Genomic DNA, 19,686 nt, shown 5'->3' with positions numbered 1-19,686 from the left:
GTTGCCAATCTGCACGTCGCCCGAGGCTAACGCCCGCACAATTGCCGCGCCGCTGTCGAACTTGCGCCAGTTGACGTTCGCCCCGCTCGCTTTGGCGAAGGTGTTATCCGCCTGCGCGACTTTCGCCGGTTCCGCGGAAGTCTGATACGCCACGGTGACGTCCACCGCCTGCGCCTGAAATACCCACAGCGCCAGTGCACCAAGTAACGTGATTCGCGATGAAATTGCCATACCGTCTGCTCCCCTTGTTGTTATAAGGGCAGTATTTCCGGCGCGAGAATTTTGATAAAGGAATAAAAAAGAATCGCTAATGACGATTCGTTTTTAGAAAAAAAGCGGGAAAGGATAGTGAATTTTGTGCGGTTGTTTCGCCGGGTGGCGCTGCGCTTACCCGGCCTACGGTTCGTGCAATTTGTAGGCCGGGTAAGGCGCAGCCGCCGCCCGGCAAAGGCCTCAGCGCTGAACCGTCAGCGCAGCAATATCCTGCGGCGTGGTCCGACAGCAGCCGCCAATCAGCTTCGCGCCTGCTTCCAGCCACTGCGGTAAATACCCCGCCAGCGTCTCGCACGTTTCACCGTGGTGATGCCAGGTTTTACTCACCGCATCGTAATGCTCGCCGGAGTTCGGATAGACCACCAGGGGCAGCGACGTCAGGCTGTGCAGATGCGTCAGCGCCGCCGTGGTGTTTTCCAGCGCGATACAGTTAATCCCCAGCGCGACAACCTGCGGGTAGCTTTCCAGAGCAGAAACAACATCCCGCAGCGGCGTTCCGTCGCTCAGGTGCTCACTGTCACGCAGGGTAAATGAGAACCATGCCCGGGCGCGCGGATACGCCGTCAGCAACGCCGCCAGCGCCTTAATCTCAGTGAACGAAGGCAGCGTTTCACAGGCCAGGAGGTCCGCGCCCGCATCCAACAGCGCCTCTACACGCGGGCGGTGGAAGGCGGTAAATTCTTCAGCGCTACGCACATAATCGCCGCGATACTCGGAACCATCGGCCAGATACGCGCCGTAAGGGCCCACAGATCCCGCCACCAGCAAAGTGCCTGCATTTGCGTTCTCTGCCAGGTACGCTTCGCGCGCTTTGCGTGCCAGCTCTACGCTTTTGCCGATCAGCGTCCGGGATTGCGACTCGTCCAGCCCGCGAGCGGCAAAGCCTGCGGGTGTCGCCTGATAACTGGCGGTGATCGCCACCTGTGCCCCCGCGCGGTAGTAGTCGAGGTGTACGTCGCGGATCAGCTCCGGATTTTCCATCAGCACTTTGGCCGACCAGAGACTGTCGGCAAGGTTACAACCGCGCGCTTCCAGCTCCGTTGCCATCGCCCCATCCAGCACGACAAACGGCTGTTTTTCAAGGAGGGCGGTAAGCGGATTATTCTGCGACATGTTCAGGCTCCTGCGTGGTCAGATTTCGGGTCAGGTAGTACGCACCATAACACAGGGCGACAAACGGAAGCCCGCAATAAAGGGCAATACGCTGGCTGGGGTCAAACCACAGGCCCACGCAGGCCACCAGACAGAGGATAAAGCCAAGCACGGGCACCAGCGGATACCATGGCGCGCGATACTGCAACGCGGATAGCGGCTGGCCGGACTGCACGTGACGGCGACGAAACACGAAGTGCGACGCGCAAATGCTAATCCACACCGCCACCACCGCAAAACCGGAAATGGCTGACAGGGCCACAAACACCGTATCCGGCGCGACCACGCTGGAGAACAACGCCAGCACGCCGCCCAGCATGGAAACAGAAAGCGCCGTCAGCGGCACGCCGTTTTTGTTGACGCGGGCAAAGCAGCGCGGCAGCGTTTTCTCGTTAGACAGAGACCACAGCATACGGCCAGAGGCGTACAGACCCGAGTTCGCCGCCGAGAGGATCGCCGTCAGGATCACGAAGTTAAAGATATCCGCCGCATACGGAATGCCGACCTTTTCAAACACCAGCACGAACGGACTTTTCTCCACGCCAGCCTGCTGCATCGGGATCAACGCCGCCAGCACAAACACGGTGCCAATAAAGAAGATGATGAGCCGGGCGATGGTGGTGCGAATAGCAACCGGAATAACCTTGTGTGGGTTTTCCGTTTCCCCTGCCGCGATGCCGATAAGCTCCGTTCCTGAGAAGGCAAAGTTGACCGCCACCATGGTCATCAGGATCGGCAGGCCACCGTGCGGGAACCAGCCTTCGGCGGTAATGTTGCTTAGTCCCGGCGCGGCAGAGCCGTCCGCCATCGGGATAAAGCCAAAGATGGCCGCGCCGCCGAGAATAATAAAGGCGACGATGGTGATAACCTTGACCAGCGAGAACCAGAATTCCCCTTCCGCGAAAAAGCGCGTGGAAATCACGTTAAGACCAAAAATCACAGCGCAAAAGACAACGCACCACGTCCAGACGGGAACCTGTGGGAACCAGTACTGCATGCAGAACCCGGCCGCGGTAAAGCTCGATCCCAGCGCCACTGTCCACGTAAGCCAGTAGAGCCACGCCACGGTATACCCCGTCGCCGGGCCGAGATAGCGGGCGGCATAGACGTGAAACGCGCCGGTTTCCGGCATCGCCACGGAAAGTTCGCCCAGACATTGCATGACCAGCCAGACCACCAGCGCACCGATAAGATATGCCAGCAGCGTGCCCGCCGCGCCGGTTGTCGAGATGATATATCCGGTATTGAAGAATAACCCTGTGCCGATAACGCCACCCAGCGAGAGCATAATCAGGTGGCGGGTTTTCATGGTGCGCTTAAGTTGCCCGTTTTCTTGTTGTGTTTGCATGTTACCTTCTAAACGTATGGACATCTAAACATCCAAAGAAGGAGTGTTATACCGCGATTGTTAACAAAAAGCCACCCGGCGCGACTTCAGCGCAATTATTGGTAAATCCTTAAATCAGTTCTATAGTCGACACAGTTTCTTCTTCACCAGGACTCACTATGCGATTTAACGGACTGACCAAAGGGTTCTTTATTCTCATCCTGGCCCTTGTAACCTGGGCCTTCTTTGACGTGCTGTCTCCCTATTTCTCGGCGATTCTGTGGGCCGCGATCCTGACCATCATTTTCAACCCGGTAAAAAACAAACTGCGTACCGCGCTGGGCGATCGCAACGGGCTGGCTTCACTCCTCACACTCGGCATTATCTGCCTGATCGTGTTTATTCCGTTGATGGTGATCCTTTCCTCGCTCGCGGTGGAACTGAACATGGTTTACACCAGGCTGCAACAGAACAACACGCAGTTCCCGGAAGTGATCGCCGGTATCTTCAACCGCCTGCCGGACTGGGCCAGCGGCTTCCTGGCGGATCACAACCTGACCAACGCCGCGCAGATCCAGAAAAAACTCTCCGATGTCGCGTTACAGGGCGGGCAGTATCTGGCGGGCAGCGCGTTCCTGATTGGGAAAGGGACGTTCGGCTTTGCCATCAGCTTTGGCATTATGCTGTATCTGCTGTTTTTCTTGCTGAAAGACGGGCCGTATCTGGTGCGCCAGATCCTCGACTCGCTACCGCTGTCTGACTTCGTCAAACAGCACCTGTTCGCTAAGTTTGTCGGCGTGTCGCGCGCCACGGTAAAAGGCACGGCGGTCGTGGCGGTGGTTCAGGGCACGCTCGGTGGTATCGCCTTTGCTATTGTCGGTATTGACGGCAGCGTATTGTGGGGCGCACTGATGGCATTTCTCTCCCTGGTGCCTGCCGTTGGGTCGGCCATCGTCTGGGTTCCCGCCGCCATCTTCCTGTTTGCCACTCACCAGCTGTGGCAGGGTCTGTTCATTGTGGGCTTCTTCGTCATTATCGTCGGGCTGGTGGACAACCTGTTGCGTCCGCTGCTGGTGGGCAAAGACACCAAAATGCCGGACTACCTGATACTGATCACCACGCTCGGCGGTATGGAGCTGTACGGCATCAACGGCTTTGTGATTGGGCCGCTGATTGCCGCTCTGTTTATCGCCTGCTGGAACCTCTTCTCCGGCCGCGACCACGCAGGCAACGCCGAGGAGCTGGACGCAGACTTTATCGAAGAGGGGAGAAATTCTCCGGATCTATAAAGAAACGCGTTCTGTGAGGCGGCCCTGTGCCGCCTTTTTTTTCGCGATAAATCAGAGGTTTTCTATAATCTGAAATGAACGCTCTTCCACATTTGTCGTAGAAGGATCCAACAGGTGCGAATCGCCACGATCACGAACTGGGCTTATGGTGTCACGGTGTGCCTGACCATTGCTTCCGGCATCGTCATGCTGATGGCTTCCCACGCCGATAACATCGAACGTGAAGCCGTTAAACAACGCCAGGTCTTCGATCAGCTGACGGAGGAGATCGAGACAGACACCTGGATGCTCTCCGATCTGGCGCGGCTTTACGTCATCCAAAAAGAGCCCGAGGTGCTTGAGAAATATCAGGCGAAAGAAGCCGAGCTGAAGAATATCGAACACACGCTGCGACAGCTCAAAAATACGGGGGCATCGGGCGAAGAGTTGGCGCTGCTGTACGACGGACTGAAAATTGTAGACGATCTCCAGGATGAACAGCAGGCAGCCATTGACGGCATCACCCGTGGCGAGGAACAGCAGGCCGTTTCGCTGCTGTTTGGTAAGAGCTATGAGCTGGAACTCGAACGGGCACACAACACTATCGAACGCTTTCGCATGCTGCTGGACAAGCGCATTATTGCCGACGTGCAGGCCGCAACCAAAACGTCCAAAACGCTTCGAACGGCCTCTGAGGTGATGGTCGGCCTGACCGCCCTGCTCTTCCTGTTTGTGATGGTTTTCATCCTCAAGCGCCGCGTACTCCGTCCGGTGGTGCGTCTGAGTGACGTAGTTCATCGTCTTGCATCGCAGGATTACGCCGTCGAAACGCCGAACTTTACCCAGGTTGATGAAATCGGTGATATGGCGCAGGCCATCCGCATCTTCCGTGAGAACGGGCTGGCAAGGCAGCGGCTGGAAAAAGAGCGCGATGCTGACTGGGCCATCCGCGAACTGCTGGCGCGAATGACCCAGCGGTTGCAGGGCTGTGAAAACTTTGCCGACGTGATGAATGTGGCGGAGCTGTTTGCACCCAATATTGCGCCGGGGGTTTCAGGGCGTCTGTATATTCTGGAACGCGAGCCGTGGCAGATGCGCTGTACGGCCGAATGGCTATCGCCAGAAGGGGATAAAAAGCCGTTCCATCCTGACGAATGCTGGGCCGTCCGGCGTGGTCAAAGCCATCCGCCAGTGAACGGCGAGCCGGATATCGGCTGTTATCATCTGCCCGAATCACAGGCGCAGCAATCGCTGTGCGTTCCCCTGATTGCTCAGGGCGAGGCGATTGGATTGCTCTCATTCCAGAACATCACGCCTGAAACCGCGCCGTCCCGCGCCTATCTGGAACTGATGGCCGAGGCGCTGGGACTGGCGCTGGCCAACCAGCGGCTGCGCGATGCGCTGCTGGAAAAAGCCCTGTTCGATCCCTTGACGGGGCTGCGTAACCGCCACCATCTGGAAGATACGTTACGTACTCAAATGAAGCAGGCCGTGCGTAACGAGGAGCCGGTAAGCTGCCTGATGATCGATATCGATCACTTCAAGAGCATTAATGACCGCTTTGGTCATGAGGCCGGCGATCTGGTGATCAAAAGCGTGGCAGCCATTATTCAACGGGCGGTACACGATAGCGGGCTGGCCTTCCGCTATGGGGGTGAAGAGTTTTTGGTGCTTCTTACCGGTGCAGATGAGGAAGCAGCGCACGCCGCTGCAACGGAGATCTACAACGGCGTGCATGCGCTTTCGCTGCGCTACGGGCTTTCGGAGATTGGCCCGGTGGATGTGTCGATCGGGATCGCCAGCTATCCGCAGCACGCCCAGAGCGATAATCTGCTGCGCGCGGCGGACGTCGCGTTGTACCGGGCGAAAGAGCTGGGCCGCTCGCGGATTGTCAGCTTTGGGATGCTGGAGGCGGGCTAAAGGGGTTATTCGAGCCTGAGGTTCAGGATCGCGCGATCGCCCAAAGCACCACCATACCCAGCGAATTACTCCGCTTTTCCACGTACAGGGTGCCATCGATTAAATAATATCCCTGAGGATAACAGATGCGGATCTCTCTCTTGAGTTCCGGCTCATAGACTTCCGCCCCCGAACAGCTATTTCTGCTGCCGGATTCATACCGGTAAGGTTGGCTCCAGGCAGAGTATTCTCCGTTCAGTAGCCAGGCCGCGGTAAAGATGACAAAAATGGCAACCGGCAGGCTGAAGATGATGAGGCCGAGGTAAAGTTTGACAACGTCAACAAGGGTTTTGTCTTTAAACGCCCTCTTCGCGGCGAACATCACCATCGCCACCAGCGGCAGCAACAATGAGACAGCCGCAAGATACTGTTCCCCCAGGGCCGTAAGAAATGTCACGCGATAAATCTCGATTGACCAGACAACAAAGCCAAATATCAACGTTAACCCGCCAACGATGAGTGGAATTAAAAAGGCATAGCTATCTTTTTTCATGATGGACGGTTCCTTGTCATGCGTCTGCGGTAAGAAGGTTAAGCATCGCTCGGGTGGCTGCCGACTGACGGCGTTTTTACATCCTGATTATGATGGATAAACGTGGGGAGAGATAAAATATATAAACTAGTAGGATAACTAAATTATAATTCTTATACTTATGTTAAAACGTGGAGGCTGAAATGCGATTTATCCTAATGCTGTGCTGCTTTTTAGTGCAAAGCGTCACCCTGGCTGGTGAGTTGCCAAAATCTGCTGGTAAACCCATTTTAACGATTTACGGTAATATCGAGAACACGAATGAAAGTGGAAAAGCCGTGTTTGATATCGCCAGCCTTGAAAAACTCGGTATGGTGAGCTTTCAGACATCATCCCCCTGGTATAATGGCCGCACAAAGTTTGAGGGTGTTCCAATGAGCAAACTCATGGATTATATTGGCGCAAAGGGTAACGTGGTCAATGTTATAGCGCTTAATGATTACGCGACAGCCATCCCGCTCAGCGACTTTAAAAAATATAATGCCATACTCGCTTTGAAGGTTAATGGTGAATATATGCGCATCCGAGATAAAGGGCCGGCATTCATTGTATATCCCTACGACAGTCTTCCTGAATTAAATAATCAGATATATTACTCGCGATCGGCATGGCAGGTCAGCAAAATGAAGATTGAATAGCAGTTCAGGAGAACATAATGAACAGGATACTGGTTGGTATCATTTTTTCTCTTTTTATCACCACTGGATATATTGCTTTTCTTGTTTACGATCGACAGCAGGAGCTCCAAAAACTGACTCATTACACGGAGTCATGGTCTGTCGCCCAACTGGTATCCGAATATTACCGCTTTGAATCATGGCTTGGTCTGTACGCAACCGATTCCGATGACGTTACGATAGACCAGGTCAGGATGCGGCTGGAAATTATGCTAAGCCAGAATGATCTGTTTAAGGAGGGGGATTTAGGGCATTACATTAAAAACGTTCAGGCACATCATGACCTCGCGTTAAGCCTTGATAAAATCCTTACGTATCTGGATGCTAACCTCGAAAAAATGAGCCATTCGGATGTAAAAACATACCTTCATACCATGCATTTGCTGGATGCTCCACTCAGTCAGCTTTCATCAAGCGCGTTAACGAAAGACATTAGCACGATTAACAGTAGCAACCATAAAATACAGATCCTGTATTATATTTACTCAGCCCTCTCTTTACTGCTGATCATTCTGAGTATTATCCTGGGTTTTTTAACGATCTATCAAAATAAAAACATCCTTAAAGCGCACAGGCAGGTTGAAAGTCTTGCAGAAGAACTCCAGTTATCCAAGGAGACCCTACAGATTCAGAATTCAAAACTAGAGTATGACGTTTACCATGATTCCCTCACTGGCATGAAAAACCGTCTGTACTTCTGGGATGAGCTCAGCAAACTCAATCTTGAGGCCGAAGAAAATCATGTTCCCGTTACGGTAATGTTATTTGATTTAGACCGATTCAAAGAGGTCAACGATACCTATGGTCATGATGCTGGCGATTTACTGTTACGTCAGGTATCCAGGCGATTGACCGCCATGAGCAATATTTCAGACAGATTTTACCGTTTAGGCGGAGACGAGTTTGCTTTTTTAGCCAGCGGGTTAAACGAAAGCGAAGCCGTTTTGCGCGCTAGAGAAATCAGCGAGAATATCAGTAAACCCTATACGATTAATAACCAGCTTATAAAAATTGCCACCTGCGTGGGTATTGTTTTATCAGATAATGAACGACGTGCTGATTATCTTTATAAGTTCGCCGATCTGGCGCTCTATGAAGCCAAAAAGGCAGGCTCACAGCAGATTAAAGTTTTCCGTCAGCGAATGCTTCAGAAGTTGCAGGAGAGCAGAACGCTTGAAAATGATATGGCAAGGGCGATAGAAAACAATGAATTTATTGTTTATTACCAGCCTATTGTGAATTCCGTCAGCAAGGAAATTTACGGCTATGAAGCGCTTATTCGCTGGATGCACCCCGTCAAGGGAATGCTTTCCCCGGATAGCTTTATTTTCGCCGCTGAAAAAACAGGCATGATCAACGAGATAGGTAAAACCGTACTTAAACTGGCCTGTAGGGAAGCGGTCTCCTGGGCTGTTCCGGCCAGGATCTCCGTAAACGTCTCGCCTGTTCAATTAGGCAGTAAATCATTTATTAATACGGTGCAGACCGTTCTGGCTGAGACCGGGCTCCCGGCTAACCGTCTTGAGTTAGAGGTCACGGAGTCATCCCTCTTTAGTGACAGAAATAACCCCATTGCGATTCTGAAAAAACTCCGCGCACTGGGCGTAAGAATTTCCATTGATGATTTTGGCACGGGTTATTCGTCGCTCTCCAGACTAAGCGAACTGAATTTTGATAAAATCAAGATCGATAAATCTTTTGTCAATCCGATATCTACACAAGAAGATGCGCTTAATATTGTGAAGCTTATTACCGGTATGGCTAAGAGCCTTAATATGGGCGTTATAGCCGAGGGCGTTGAGACCGAAGAGCAGCTTGAGCGGCTTCAGGCTCTGGGTTGTGAGCTTGTGCAGGGATATCTTTTCAGCAAACCACAGCCTCAGGTCGACAGCAAAATTAAGAGCGGCCTGGAATGATTCCCTCTCCTCAACCCGATGCCAACCGTGATCACGTTTTTCACCCCTGGGTATTCACTTATAAAAATCAGGTGTTATCATTCACCCCGTAAATACCTTTCAACTCAACCCGAGGCTTTGATGCTGGAGAATGTAATCATCCGATAATCAGCTTACCGACCTTTCCAGGCCGGACTGATTATCAATGCGCCGAAATCGAATGCGGACACCGCTGTGTGTTTGCACGTTTTGCACATGATGATTAAACAGGTTTTCCAGTATGAATTTATCCCGTCAGGAACAACGTACCTTACACGTTCTCGCCAAAGGTGGCCGTATTGTGCACGTCCGCGATGCGTCTGGCCGCGTCACCGCCGTTGAATGCTATAGCCGCGAAGGGCTACTGCTGGATGACTGCACGCTCGCCGTTTTCAAAAAGCTCAAAACCAAAAAGCTGATCAAATCCGTTAACGGTCAGCCCTACCGCATTAACACTACCGGGCTGAACAACGTTCGCGCGCAGCTTGATAACCGTTAAGGAGAGGATGATGGATATCAGCACCCTTATTTCCGCGTCCCGGCACATCCAGCTGTCAGCGGAGGAAAGTAAAATTCCCTGGGACGAACCGGCCTTCAGCCAGCGCATGCTGGCGAACCATTTGTCGCAGGAGCACGACTGGGCCAGCCGCAGGCAGGAGGTTATTGAGCAGCAGGTCGAATGGATCGCCAGCCAGTTACCACCTGGCGCACATATCCTCGATCTCGGCTGCGGCCCCGGCTTTTATACCCACCGCTTAGCGGAACGTGGATTTCACTGCACCGGCGTGGATTTCTCACCGGCATCCGTGAGCTGGGCCCGTCAGCAGGCGCAGAACACCGGATTGAATATCGATTATGTTCAGCAGGATGTCCGCGCATACTGGCCGGATAAATCGTTCAATTTCATCATGATGACATTCGGGGAACTGAATGTGTTTAGCACGGCGGATACGCGCTCACTCGTCAGCCGCTGCGCGCTGTGGCTGGAGCCGGGTGGCAGGCTGCTCACTGAAGTACATACTTTCGACGAAGTTAAGCGTCAGGGAATGGCTGAACCGAGCTGGCAACGCTGTCCCGACGGGCTGTTTCTGGGCGTCCCTCACCTGCTGCTGACGGAACATGGCTGGGATGAAGAAGCACAGACCAGCTCAACGCAGTTTTGGGCCATAGAGGTAAACGGCCAAACCACCCGTTTCGGCAGCCAGATGACGGCCTGGCGCGATGACGAGTATGTCAGCCTGCTCGGTAATGCCGGGTTTGCCCTGCTTCCTCCTCCTGAAAGCCACGACTGGCCAGTCAGCGAGACATTTGAAGGAAAGCTGTTTGCTCTGCTGGCTGAAAAAGCAAATACCTCAGAGAAACGCCCTCTTAATACTCAACGCAATAAAAGGAATTCCACATTGGATATCCCACGTATTTTTACCATCAGTGAAAGCGAGCACCGCATCCACAACCCGTTCACCGAAGAAAAGTACGCCACGCTTGGCCGCGTGCTGAGCATGAAGCCGGAGACCCGCATTCTTGACCTCGGCAGCGGCTCGGGCGAGATGCTCTGCACCTGGGCCAGGGATCACGCCATTACCGGTGTCGGTATCGATTTGAGCCAGTTGTTCAGCGAGCAGGCCAGACGCCGCGCCGAAGAGCTCGGCGTCAGCAACCGGGTTCAGTTCATACATAACGACGCCGCCGGATACGTTACAGAAGAGAAATGCGATGTGGCAGCCTGTGTCGGTGCGACATGGATAGCCGGTGGGTTTGCCGGGACCGTCGAGCTGCTGGCACAAAGCCTGAAACCGGGCGGGATCATGCTTATCGGCGAACCCTACTGGCGTCAGCTACCTGCGACGGAAGAGATTGCCCAGGCCTGCGGCGTCAGCTCGACGACCGATTTCCTGACGCTGCCAGGGCTTGTCAACGCGTTCGATGAACTCGGCTACGACGTGGTGGAAATGGTACTGGCAGACCAGGAAGGCTGGGACCGGTATGAAGCCGCGAAATGGCTGACCATGCGCCGCTGGCTGGAGGCTAATCCTGACGACGACTTCGCCGCCGAAGTCAGGGCCGAGCTAAACATCGCGCCGAAACGCCACGTAACGTACGCCCGGGAATACTTTGGCTGGGGCGTGTTCGCGCTAATTGCCAGGTAACAACAAGCCCGGTATTTCTGACTGGAGATACGGGGCTTAGCCTTTATTTTAATCTGAAGCATCACCTACACCATACATATTCCGTATGTTTATTAATCAGGACATCACCATAAGGATCATCATATGTCACAACATTAACAGTTCTGTCAGTATTGCTTTCGACGGTAGCGGTCATCTGAACGCAATTGCCTGACATGTTGTACTGGTGATTTTAGCAACATGCAGGAAGAGGTAACACTATAAGAATACTGCTTATCGCTGGCCCCAAAAAACCTGCAATAATCTTTTCGATTAATGAATGTCACTCATAGTCCCTATCCTCCCCCTGTGATTATCAGCGAGCACAAACCCGTTAACATACCCCTATCTCTTCATGTCCAACGGATCCCCATGCTTAATCAACAGGCGCGTACACAGTCGGCTATAGCTAACAAAACAGGTCTCTCGTTTCTACTCATTCTCAGCGCCCTGATGGCTGTAACCTCTTTATCAACCGATATCTATCTTCCGGCTATGCCGGTCATGGCCAAAGATTTACAGGGTGATGCAGAGCTGACAATCACAGGTTTCCTTATCGGCTTTTGCATCGCACAACTGATATGGGGACCGATTAGCGATCGTTATGGGCGTCGACTGCCGCTGTTTATCGGGTTAGGTCTATTCATCGTCGGCTCGGTGGGGTGCGCGTTATCAACGGATATCGTGCAAATTGTCTTCTGGCGTGTTTTTCAGGCGTTAGGTGCCTGTACCGGGCCGATGCTGGCACGAGCAATGATCCGTGACTTGTTTAGCCGTACTCGTGCAGCACAAATGCTTTCGACTCTGATGATCATTATGGCCATCGCGCCGATTGCCGGGCCCCTGATAGGGGGGCAGATGATTAAAGTCACCTCGTGGCATGCCATATTCTGGCTGCTGGCGATTATCGGAACATTAATGCTGATGTCTTTATTCTGGCTACCCGAAACATTACCTGCTGAAAAACGCTCACAAGCCTCCGTAACCAAAGCTTTTCAAAACTACTATGCCTTGCTCACCAACGCCAGATACATGCGATTTACTTTGTGCCTGACGTTCTACTACGTTGCAGCCTACGCCTTTATCACAGGTTCCCCGTTTGTGTACATCACGTACTTCGGCGTTGACCCGCAGCATTACGGTTGGCTGTTTGCAGTAAACATTGTTGGACTGATGGCGGTGAGCATGGTCAACAGACGTCTGGTTCACCGCTATCCACTGGAAGCGTTGCTCAGGAATGCCGTATTCATCGCCGCTATTGCGGCAATAGTGCTGGCAGTCACCACCGGCCTGGGTGTGGGTGGAATCACCGTGATTGTCGGCGCTGTGTTCGTGTTCTTCTCTATGAATGGCATCATCGCGGCGACATCCACGGCTTGCGCTCTGGACGCAGTGCCTAATGTGGCTGGCTCCGCATCGGCGCTAATGGGTGCGTTACAATACGGCAGCGGCATCATCTCTTCACTTCTTCTTGCCCTGTTCAGTGACGGCACACCATGGACGATGGGCTGGATAATTGCGTTGTTTACAGCAGCCAGCGCCCTGATGGCACTGACCGTTCAGATAAAAAAATAAAACGTCGTTATTGATGCCAGACGACACTTTCGTCCAGAGATACCCGCCCTTCCCTGTAGCTCAGGGAGGGATGCGTTTTATCTGGGATCCCAAACGAAATACCGTAAAGCAGCCTGAAGCCCTCAGGAACATTTAATATTCGACGCACCGTTTGGGCAAAATAACTCAGCACTGCCTGTGGAACGCCTGCGTAACCGCGAGCTGCCAGAGAAAGCAGGAATGTCTGCGCATACATACCGGCGTCCGAGGCTACGCGAACGTTGTCCCCTACAGCAGGAATGAACAGCAGGGCAACATGAGGCGCGCCGAAAAATCTCACATTACGCTCGACCACTTCTGAGCGACTTAAGTTATCCCCCCGCGCAACGCCCAGTGCCTGATAGTACGAGCGCCCCTGTTCCGAAGCCCGTTGCCTGAATGGCTCGGGATAAGCTTCTTTATCAAACGTAAAATCAAGGCTGTAGCTTCCAGCCCTCAGATCTTCCGTCAGTGCGTGGCTTAATTCACGAAGTTTATCTCCTGCAACGATATGCAGGGACCAGGGTTGAGTATTGCAGTTGGATGGTGCGCATTGCGCTTCGAGCAAAATGTCTTTGAGGGTATCGCTGGGGATGGGAGATGGAAGAAAGGCTCTGGCCGAGTATCTGTTTTTTACTACCTCACTAAATGTTGGCTCTTGCGTACTCATTTGCTTCTCCGCCTGAAAGTAATTTGAAGTGAATGATTCACTCTCTCCCGAGCCATCCTGTCACATCAGGCTCATCCTTTTCATTCCCTGCTCCAGATTAGGTCTATGAATTCCATTCATAGCGCCTATTTAAGCAGCGTAATTATCTTTAACCGCAACTTCGTTAATCTGGGTCTATCGCGTGAATACGCAAGCGGGAAGTGGCTACAGCTGATGGACACACCCCAGCCTGCGCGGCTGGGGCGTCATCGGAGGCTAACTAAATATTCTTATCGAAGAAGACGTCTAACTTTTGCAAAGCCTTATCAACGTATTCAGGCACCCAATACGTCTCGATATGAGTAGCGCCATCGATCAGGAAGAGTTCTTTGTCCTTCGTACCTGTGGCTTTCGCGAACGCGTCTTCAGTCATATAGAGCGTATCCGCTTTTGTACCGGCAATCATCAGCAGCGGTTTATTGATGAGATTGATATGGTCCGTTACGTCAAAGCTCATCAAATCCAGAAGACTGCTGGTGGTGTATTTAAACGTGGAGTTCGGATGCGCGTGGGTTTTCCAGTAATACTCGTAGCCCTGGCGATACAAGGCAAAGGGTAATTTAGCAATCTGTTCATCAGTCAGGTTGGCATCGCCGGAGTAAAGCACTTCGCCTCCGGCGGCTTCCTGAGCACGTGCGTCAGAAGCCTGCTGAAGACGCTGCTGGATAGTATCCAGCTGTGAATCCTGCATGCCGTTGCGGCGCACAAGGCCTGAATTAAACATGCTGATGGTTGCTATCGATTTAAACCGCTTGTCAGTTTCAGCCGCAACAAGTGAATAACCGCCGCCACCGCAAATACCCAGCAGACCAAGGCGGGCGGTATCTACACCAGGATACTGGCTTATGTAGTCAGCCATGCCGTGGATATCCTCAATGCGATTAGCGGGTTTATCCACGCTGCGAGGCATCCCACCGCTGGCACCCTGATAAGCCGCGTCGGCGGTAATGGTGATGTAGCCCTGCTCGGCGAGACGCTGGGCATACAACCCGGCGACCTGCTCTTTTACGCCACCATTAGGATGTGCAACCACCACCGCAGGGTATTTTTTGGCGGGATCGTAGTTAGCAGGGGTATAGACATTCGCAGCAATCTGAATGCCATGCAGATCGTATTTCACCGGATGAATGTTGACCTTGCCTTTGACGTTCTCAGTTATGGCACCGTCATAGACGAGTGTGAATGGATTTTTTTTGTAATCAGCCGCATTGGCTGAGGTCACTCCGGCCATTGCCGTGAGTAGCATTGCACTGATAAGCGTGAATTTCATGATCTCTCCCGATGAGTATTGGCCTGGTTATACAGGCTCGCGGAATCAAATTTGCAGGCTCAGAGTAGGCGGAGAGGGCTGTCAGCATCGTGACAGGGAAATAACATTTTTGTCAGGAAACGGGCTGGGATGGATAAGTGTTTCTGACAACGCTGTCAGGTAACCGTCAGCTTTATGTTGGCAATCAGAAGGCAGAATGGTCTCGCTTAAATGCGATTCATGTTCAGTTTTCTGAGAAAAGGAGCGATCAATGAAAAGACAGAATGCCCCAACAATGCCAGAGCGGCGCAAGCTATTAGTCGCCGGGGCCGGTATTGCCGCCGCCTCGCTGATTCCCCACGTATCGGCGGCGAGCCAATCCTCTCAGGTCGATTCATCCAGACAACCCAGCCAACGCAATGCTGCTCCGGGCAAGCGTAAACTCGGGAAGCTGGAAGTTTCTGCCGTCGGTCTGGGCGCGCAGAACATGAGTCGCAAATACGACACCTCCGTTCCCTGGCGTCCTGAGATGATCAATGTTATCCGTCGGGCATTTGATGAAGGGGTAACGTTCTTCGACGCAGCTGAAGCCTACGGCCCGTTTGAAGTCGAAAAAATTCTCGGGGAAGGCGTCGCCCCGTTCAGGGACAAAATCGTTATCGCCACCAAGTTTGGCTGGAACATTGACCAACAGACGGGAAAGCGTCTGCCGGGCCTTAACAGCAGGCCGGAGCATATCAGGCAGGTCGTCGAAAACATGCTCAAACGCCTGCGTACCGATCGTATCGATTTACTGTACCAACACCGGGTTGATCCACAGATCCCGATCGAAGATGTCGCCGGTGTGGTGAAAGATTTAATGGATCAAGGAAAAGTCCTGCACTGGGGTCTGTCTGAAATGGGCATCAACACGTTGAGACGCGCTCATGCAGCATTACCCGTTACAGCTGTACAAAGTGAATACTCCATGCTCTGGCGTGGCCCTGAAAAGCAGGTATTTCCGGTGTGTGAAGAACTGGGCATTGGGTTCGTGCCATGGAGCCCACTCGGCGTGCAATTTTTAACGGGCTGGATTGATGAGAATACCCGGTTCGCTACCGGTGATTTCCGCGCGACAGAAACACGCTTCTCGCCTGACAACCTGCCACACAACTTACAGCTGGTTGAACTACTGAAATCCTGGGCAATAAGAAAAAATGCCGCGCCGGGGCAGATTGCACTGGCATGGCTCCTGGCCCGTAAACCCTGGATTGTTCCCATTCCTGGCACCACCAATAAAGACCATATGCTGCAAAACACAGCGGCTACCGGCGTATCGCTGACTTCCGCTGAGATGACCGAGCTCACCCGCTCACTGGACGCCATCACTATCCAGGGTCAACGTCTGCCGGATGCCGTGCAGGTTTATTCCGATGTTGAAGCACCGATGAAAAGTTAAGAGGAAGTCCCGTTATGCGCCTGTTGTTAGTCGAAGATGAAGAAAAAACGTCAACCTATCTCTCCCGTGCGCTGGGTGAGTCCGGGTTTACGGTAGATGTCTCTGCAGATGGCGCTGAAGGTCTTCATTACGCGCTGGAGTTCGACTACGACGCGATAATACTGGATGTGATGCTACCGGGGATGGACGGCTACCGGGTACTCGAGGGGGTGCGAGCAGCAAAACAGACGCCTGTGCTGATGCTTTCGGCTCGCGGCTCGGTCGACGAGCGCGTTAAAGGGCTTCGTCTTGGCGCGGATGATTATCTGCCCAAGCCCTTCTCGCTGATTGAGCTGGTGGCGCGTATACAGGCACTGGTACGTCGTCGTTCTACGGATGGTGCGGACATCACCCAACTGCAAATTCACGATCTGCATCTCGACCTGCTGGCTCGCCGCGTATTTCGTGCCGGAACACGGCTGGAGCTGACCGCGAAAGAGTTTTCCCTGTTGAGCCTTCTGGCCCGGCATCAGGGAGAGATTCTTTCAAAAATGATGATAGCTGAGCAGATATGGGACATGAATTTCGACAGCGATGCCAACGTGGTTGAAGTGGCCATTAAACGACTTCGGGCCAAAGTGGATGCGCCGTTCGATATCAAGCTGTTACATACCGTTCGTGGCATGGGGTATGTCCTCGAAGTCCGGTCCGAATAAATGAAGGGGATAAACATGCTTAAGCGTTCCATCTCCGTTCACCTGGCGCTGATGTTTGCCTTATCCGCGCTACTGATTGTTTCCGTTATCGGCATCCTGCTCAGAAGCTCCTTGCATGACTCTTTGCAAAAGCAGATGCACAACGAGCTGCTGTTCCGCGAATCATTAATGAGTCCGTGGATCACCGCACGAACCTCGGCTGACGGCTGGTCACTGCTTGCCAATAAATTTACCGTATTAACCAATTCTGAAGGTGAGCGCGTTCGCTACTGGATAGTAAGCGATAACCCACGCTTTAGCATGGGGGGAACACCACCGGTGGGTGTTCAGTGGTCTTCTTTACAGGAAGGCTTTAATAAAGTACCAGGTGCATCAGAAGGTGCATGCTCGCTGTTTCTGTTAGTGAAAACGATCCCCGCCAACGGTGAAAGGCCTGAGCTGCGCTATGTGGTTGCCATCGACTCCACGCCGTATATGGGCACACTCGATGCGTTCACGCGGACATTGCTGATCATTACCGCACTGGGCGTCGTGATTGTCGCCTTACTGGGATACGTCGTGTCAAGGATCGGTCTTCGTCCCGTTGGGGCGCTCAGTAAACAGGCTCGGCAACTCGCTCCCGGGGACCATGGACAGCGCCTGAATACCGAAGCATTACCTGACGAATTACAGCAGTTAGCATCATCTTTTAATGGCGTGCTGGAACGGCAGGAGGTCGCCTGGCGGCAGCTCGAAAGCTTTAATGCCGATGTTGCGCATGAACTCCGGACTCCGCTGACTAACCTGATCGGCCAGACGCAGCTGGGGCTTTCGCGCCGCCGTTCACATGATGAACTGGAAGAGTTACTGGGTTCCAATCTGGAAGAACTTGAACGCATGACGTCTATTGTTAACGACATGCTGTTCCTTTCCCATGCCCATGCGGGTGAACATGCATCCCAGCTTACCCAAGTCTCCCTGCGCGAAGAAACCCTAAAAACAGCGGAGTATGTGGAACCCTCTTTTGCTGAAAAACAGCTCTCTCTCGATGTTCAGGGCGACGTCACCGCGGACATCGACCGACGACTGTTCCACCGTTCACTGGCCAATTTACTGGAAAACAGCGCAAGACACTCCCCCTCCAACAGTACGGTTACGGTACGGTTAAGCGAAACCGGTCATCAGGCCTGTGTTGAAGTTTCAAACCCGGGCGATCCGATAGCACCAGAGCACTTACACCGGCTTTTCGAGCGGTTCTATCGCGTCGACACCTCCCGAGCCAGGAGTGATACCCATCATGGACTGGGCCTGTCGATCGTACGTGCCGTCGCCATTATGCACCGGGGAGATGTCTTTGCCCGTAGTGAAGGAGGCATCAATACTTTTGGCCTCACCTTTGCGCTACAAGCGGATAAAGCGGCGGGCAATGCTCAATCCGATACTGAGCCGGGACCGGGGTTAGCTGACAGAATTGTCAGGGGGGCGTCAGCCTGACGTCATCACCCTCCCGATAAAATCATCGCAGGCAATCCCCTCTTCATTGATAAGGACGCTTTGCATGATCGGACATTTACGTTACCTCGGGCTGTTACTGCCCTTCTTCACATTTTCATCCTGGGCAGCAGAACAAAATCCCGCTGTCCATATCGCCCCAGCAGGAAGTCAGAACGCGGTGTTCGGGCCAGCCGAGAACTTTACCGGTCGTGTCAGGGTTGATCCTCTCTTCAAACCGGATAATGACATCCCTGTTTCCGGGGCTTATGTCACGTTTGAACCCGGCGCTCGTTCCGCCTGGCATACGCATCCGGCAGGTCAGCGGCTGATTGTGACCTCGGGTGTTGGGCTCACCCAGCAAGAAGGCCAGCCGGTGCAGGTTATCCGCGCCGGTGACGTTGTCTCTTGCCCGGCGGGCGTCAAACACTGGCACGGGGCGGCCCCCGGCAGCGCGATGACGCATCTGGCGATAACCGGGATTGTGAATGGCAAAAGCGTTAACTGGATGGAGAAAGTGACAGATGAACAATACCACGCCCATTAAAGCATTAACGGCAGCGGTACTGCTGACCTTTGGTTTTGGTCTCGCGGCACATGCTGCGCCCGTCAATAAAGGAGCCTCAGAAATGAACCACGAACAAAAGGTTTCAGATACGCTGTCAGCCCGCCAACAGGCCATCCCGTTGATTGCGGCATCGATGGCCAGCAGCCAGATGGATAAGCTGAATGCAGCCCTGAATCAGGGTCTTGACGCAGGGCTCACGATAAACGAAACCAAAGAGATTCTCGTCCAGCTTTATGCCTATACGGGCTTCCCCCGTAGCCTGAATGCGCTTAGTGAACTGATGAAGGTCGTCGAAGCACGTAAACAACGTGGTATCAAAGACGTTGAGGGTAAAGAGCCGGTTGCCCCGATCCCTGTCGGGGATGAGCTTCGCCGTGTCGGTACCGCAAACCAGACAAAAATCTCAGGCGCTCCCGTCCAGGGCCCGCTGTTTGATTTTGCCCCGGTGATTAATCAGTTCCTGCAAACGCACCTTTTCGGCGACATTTTCGCCCGCGATAACCTCGACTGGCAAAGCCGCGAGCTGGCAACGGTTGGCGCATTAGCGGCCACGCCGGGCGTCGAATCACAACTGCTGTCGCATACGCGAGCAAGCATGCGGGTCGGCCTGACGGCGTCGCAGCTGCGCCAGCTGGCACAGGTTCTGCGTGAACATGGCGAAAGTGATGCAGCAACGC

The 19,686-nt window shown here is 53.3% G+C and carries 18 protein-coding genes; 12 read left to right on the top strand and 6 right to left on the bottom strand.

The features are described from left to right. From HP459_RS11050 to mmuP, 3 genes are all read right to left on the bottom strand, one after another. A partial coding sequence (locus HP459_RS11050) for a glycine betaine ABC transporter substrate-binding protein (RefSeq protein ID WP_301540991.1) occupies positions 1-231 on the bottom strand: 231 nt, incomplete at its 3' end. Positions 232-453: 222 nt separating this feature from the next. Next, positions 454-1,386, bottom strand: coding sequence for a homocysteine S-methyltransferase (gene mmuM / locus HP459_RS11045; protein ID WP_058645979.1), 933 nt, complete (start codon positions 1,384-1,386; stop codon positions 454-456). Then, positions 1,373-2,773, bottom strand: a complete 1,401-nt coding sequence (gene mmuP, locus HP459_RS11040; RefSeq protein WP_023305550.1) for an S-methylmethionine permease — start codon at positions 2,771-2,773, stop codon at positions 1,373-1,375. Before mmuP ends, mmuM begins: the two co-directional genes overlap by 14 nt. A gap of 158 nt (positions 2,774-2,931) precedes the next feature. Here mmuP and HP459_RS11035 point away from each other — a divergent pair, with 158 nt between their 5' ends. Together HP459_RS11035 and HP459_RS11030 are read left to right on the top strand one after the other, a co-directional pair. Next, a complete protein-coding gene (locus HP459_RS11035) occupies positions 2,932-4,041 on the top strand; it encodes an AI-2E family transporter (RefSeq protein WP_022647190.1) in 1,110 nt (369 codons plus the stop codon). 114 nt (positions 4,042-4,155) lie between these two features. After that, positions 4,156-5,940: a diguanylate cyclase gene (locus HP459_RS11030; RefSeq protein WP_045621055.1), complete on the top strand. Its 1,785-nt coding sequence runs from the start codon at positions 4,156-4,158 to the stop codon at positions 5,938-5,940. 22 nt (positions 5,941-5,962) lie between these two features. Here the strand turns inward: HP459_RS11030 and HP459_RS11025 are convergent, their stop codons facing one another. After that, positions 5,963-6,472: a hypothetical protein gene (locus tag HP459_RS11025; protein WP_045621054.1), complete on the bottom strand. Its 510-nt coding sequence runs from the start codon at positions 6,470-6,472 to the stop codon at positions 5,963-5,965. 182 nt (positions 6,473-6,654) lie between these two features. On the opposite strand from HP459_RS11025, the gene HP459_RS11020 reads away from it, so the two are divergent. The 5 genes from HP459_RS11020 (at position 6,655) to HP459_RS11000 (ending at position 12,862) form a co-directional block, all read left to right on the top strand. After that, positions 6,655-7,149 carry a molybdopterin-dependent oxidoreductase gene (locus tag HP459_RS11020; protein ID WP_171936213.1) on the top strand — a complete coding sequence of 165 codons (495 nt, stop codon included), beginning with the start codon at positions 6,655-6,657 and terminating at the stop codon, positions 7,147-7,149. A 17-nt stretch (positions 7,150-7,166) separates the two neighbouring features. Continuing rightward, positions 7,167-9,104: a bifunctional diguanylate cyclase/phosphodiesterase gene (locus tag HP459_RS11015; protein ID WP_022647186.1), complete on the top strand. Its 1,938-nt coding sequence runs from the start codon at positions 7,167-7,169 to the stop codon at positions 9,102-9,104. Between the two features lie 259 nt (positions 9,105-9,363). Beyond that, positions 9,364-9,621 carry a YjhX family toxin gene (locus HP459_RS11010; protein ID WP_171936212.1) on the top strand — a complete coding sequence of 86 codons (258 nt, stop codon included), beginning with the start codon at positions 9,364-9,366 and terminating at the stop codon, positions 9,619-9,621. A 7-nt stretch (positions 9,622-9,628) separates the two neighbouring features. Continuing rightward, on the top strand, positions 9,629-11,269 hold the full coding sequence (locus HP459_RS11005) for a class I SAM-dependent methyltransferase (protein ID WP_253939634.1): 1,641 nt from the start codon (positions 9,629-9,631) through the stop codon (positions 11,267-11,269). A 390-nt stretch (positions 11,270-11,659) separates the two neighbouring features. After that, positions 11,660-12,862 carry a multidrug effflux MFS transporter gene (locus tag HP459_RS11000; protein ID WP_171936211.1) on the top strand — a complete coding sequence of 401 codons (1,203 nt, stop codon included), beginning with the start codon at positions 11,660-11,662 and terminating at the stop codon, positions 12,860-12,862. Positions 12,863-12,869: 7 nt separating this feature from the next. On the opposite strand, the gene HP459_RS10995 is transcribed toward HP459_RS11000, so the two are convergent. Both HP459_RS10995 and HP459_RS10990 read right to left on the bottom strand, forming a co-directional pair. Further along, on the bottom strand, positions 12,870-13,550 hold the full coding sequence (locus HP459_RS10995; RefSeq protein WP_171936210.1) for a nitroreductase: 681 nt from the start codon (positions 13,548-13,550) through the stop codon (positions 12,870-12,872). A gap of 259 nt (positions 13,551-13,809) precedes the next feature. Beyond that, a complete protein-coding gene (locus tag HP459_RS10990; RefSeq protein ID WP_063146705.1) occupies positions 13,810-14,859 on the bottom strand; it encodes an alpha/beta hydrolase in 1,050 nt (349 codons plus the stop codon). Between the two features lie 250 nt (positions 14,860-15,109). On the opposite strand from HP459_RS10990, the gene HP459_RS10985 reads away from it, so the two are divergent. The 5 genes from HP459_RS10985 to HP459_RS10965 all read left to right on the top strand — a co-directional run. Continuing rightward, positions 15,110-16,276 carry an aldo/keto reductase gene (locus tag HP459_RS10985; RefSeq protein WP_171936209.1) on the top strand — a complete coding sequence of 389 codons (1,167 nt, stop codon included), beginning with the start codon at positions 15,110-15,112 and terminating at the stop codon, positions 16,274-16,276. Between the two features lie 14 nt (positions 16,277-16,290). Continuing rightward, positions 16,291-16,971, top strand: coding sequence for a heavy metal response regulator transcription factor (locus tag HP459_RS10980; RefSeq protein WP_063216386.1), 681 nt, complete (start codon positions 16,291-16,293; stop codon positions 16,969-16,971). A 15-nt stretch (positions 16,972-16,986) separates the two neighbouring features. Next, positions 16,987-18,444: a heavy metal sensor histidine kinase gene (locus tag HP459_RS10975; protein WP_154850568.1), complete on the top strand. Its 1,458-nt coding sequence runs from the start codon at positions 16,987-16,989 to the stop codon at positions 18,442-18,444. Positions 18,445-18,508: 64 nt separating this feature from the next. After that, positions 18,509-18,988 (top strand): cupin domain-containing protein, encoded by a 480-nt coding sequence (locus tag HP459_RS10970; protein ID WP_171936208.1) that lies wholly within the window; start codon positions 18,509-18,511, stop codon positions 18,986-18,988. Continuing rightward, the coding region (locus tag HP459_RS10965) for a carboxymuconolactone decarboxylase family protein (protein ID WP_171936207.1) at positions 18,966-19,686 on the top strand (721 nt) is incomplete at its 3' end. The genes HP459_RS10970 and HP459_RS10965, both read left to right, overlap by 23 nt.

Source organism: Enterobacter sp. CM29 (assembly GCF_013179605.1).
Lineage (GTDB): Bacteria > Pseudomonadota > Gammaproteobacteria > Enterobacterales > Enterobacteriaceae > Enterobacter > Enterobacter intestinihominis.
Note: the sequence above shows the minus strand (reverse complement) of the source record. Positions and strands in the feature narration are given on the sequence as shown.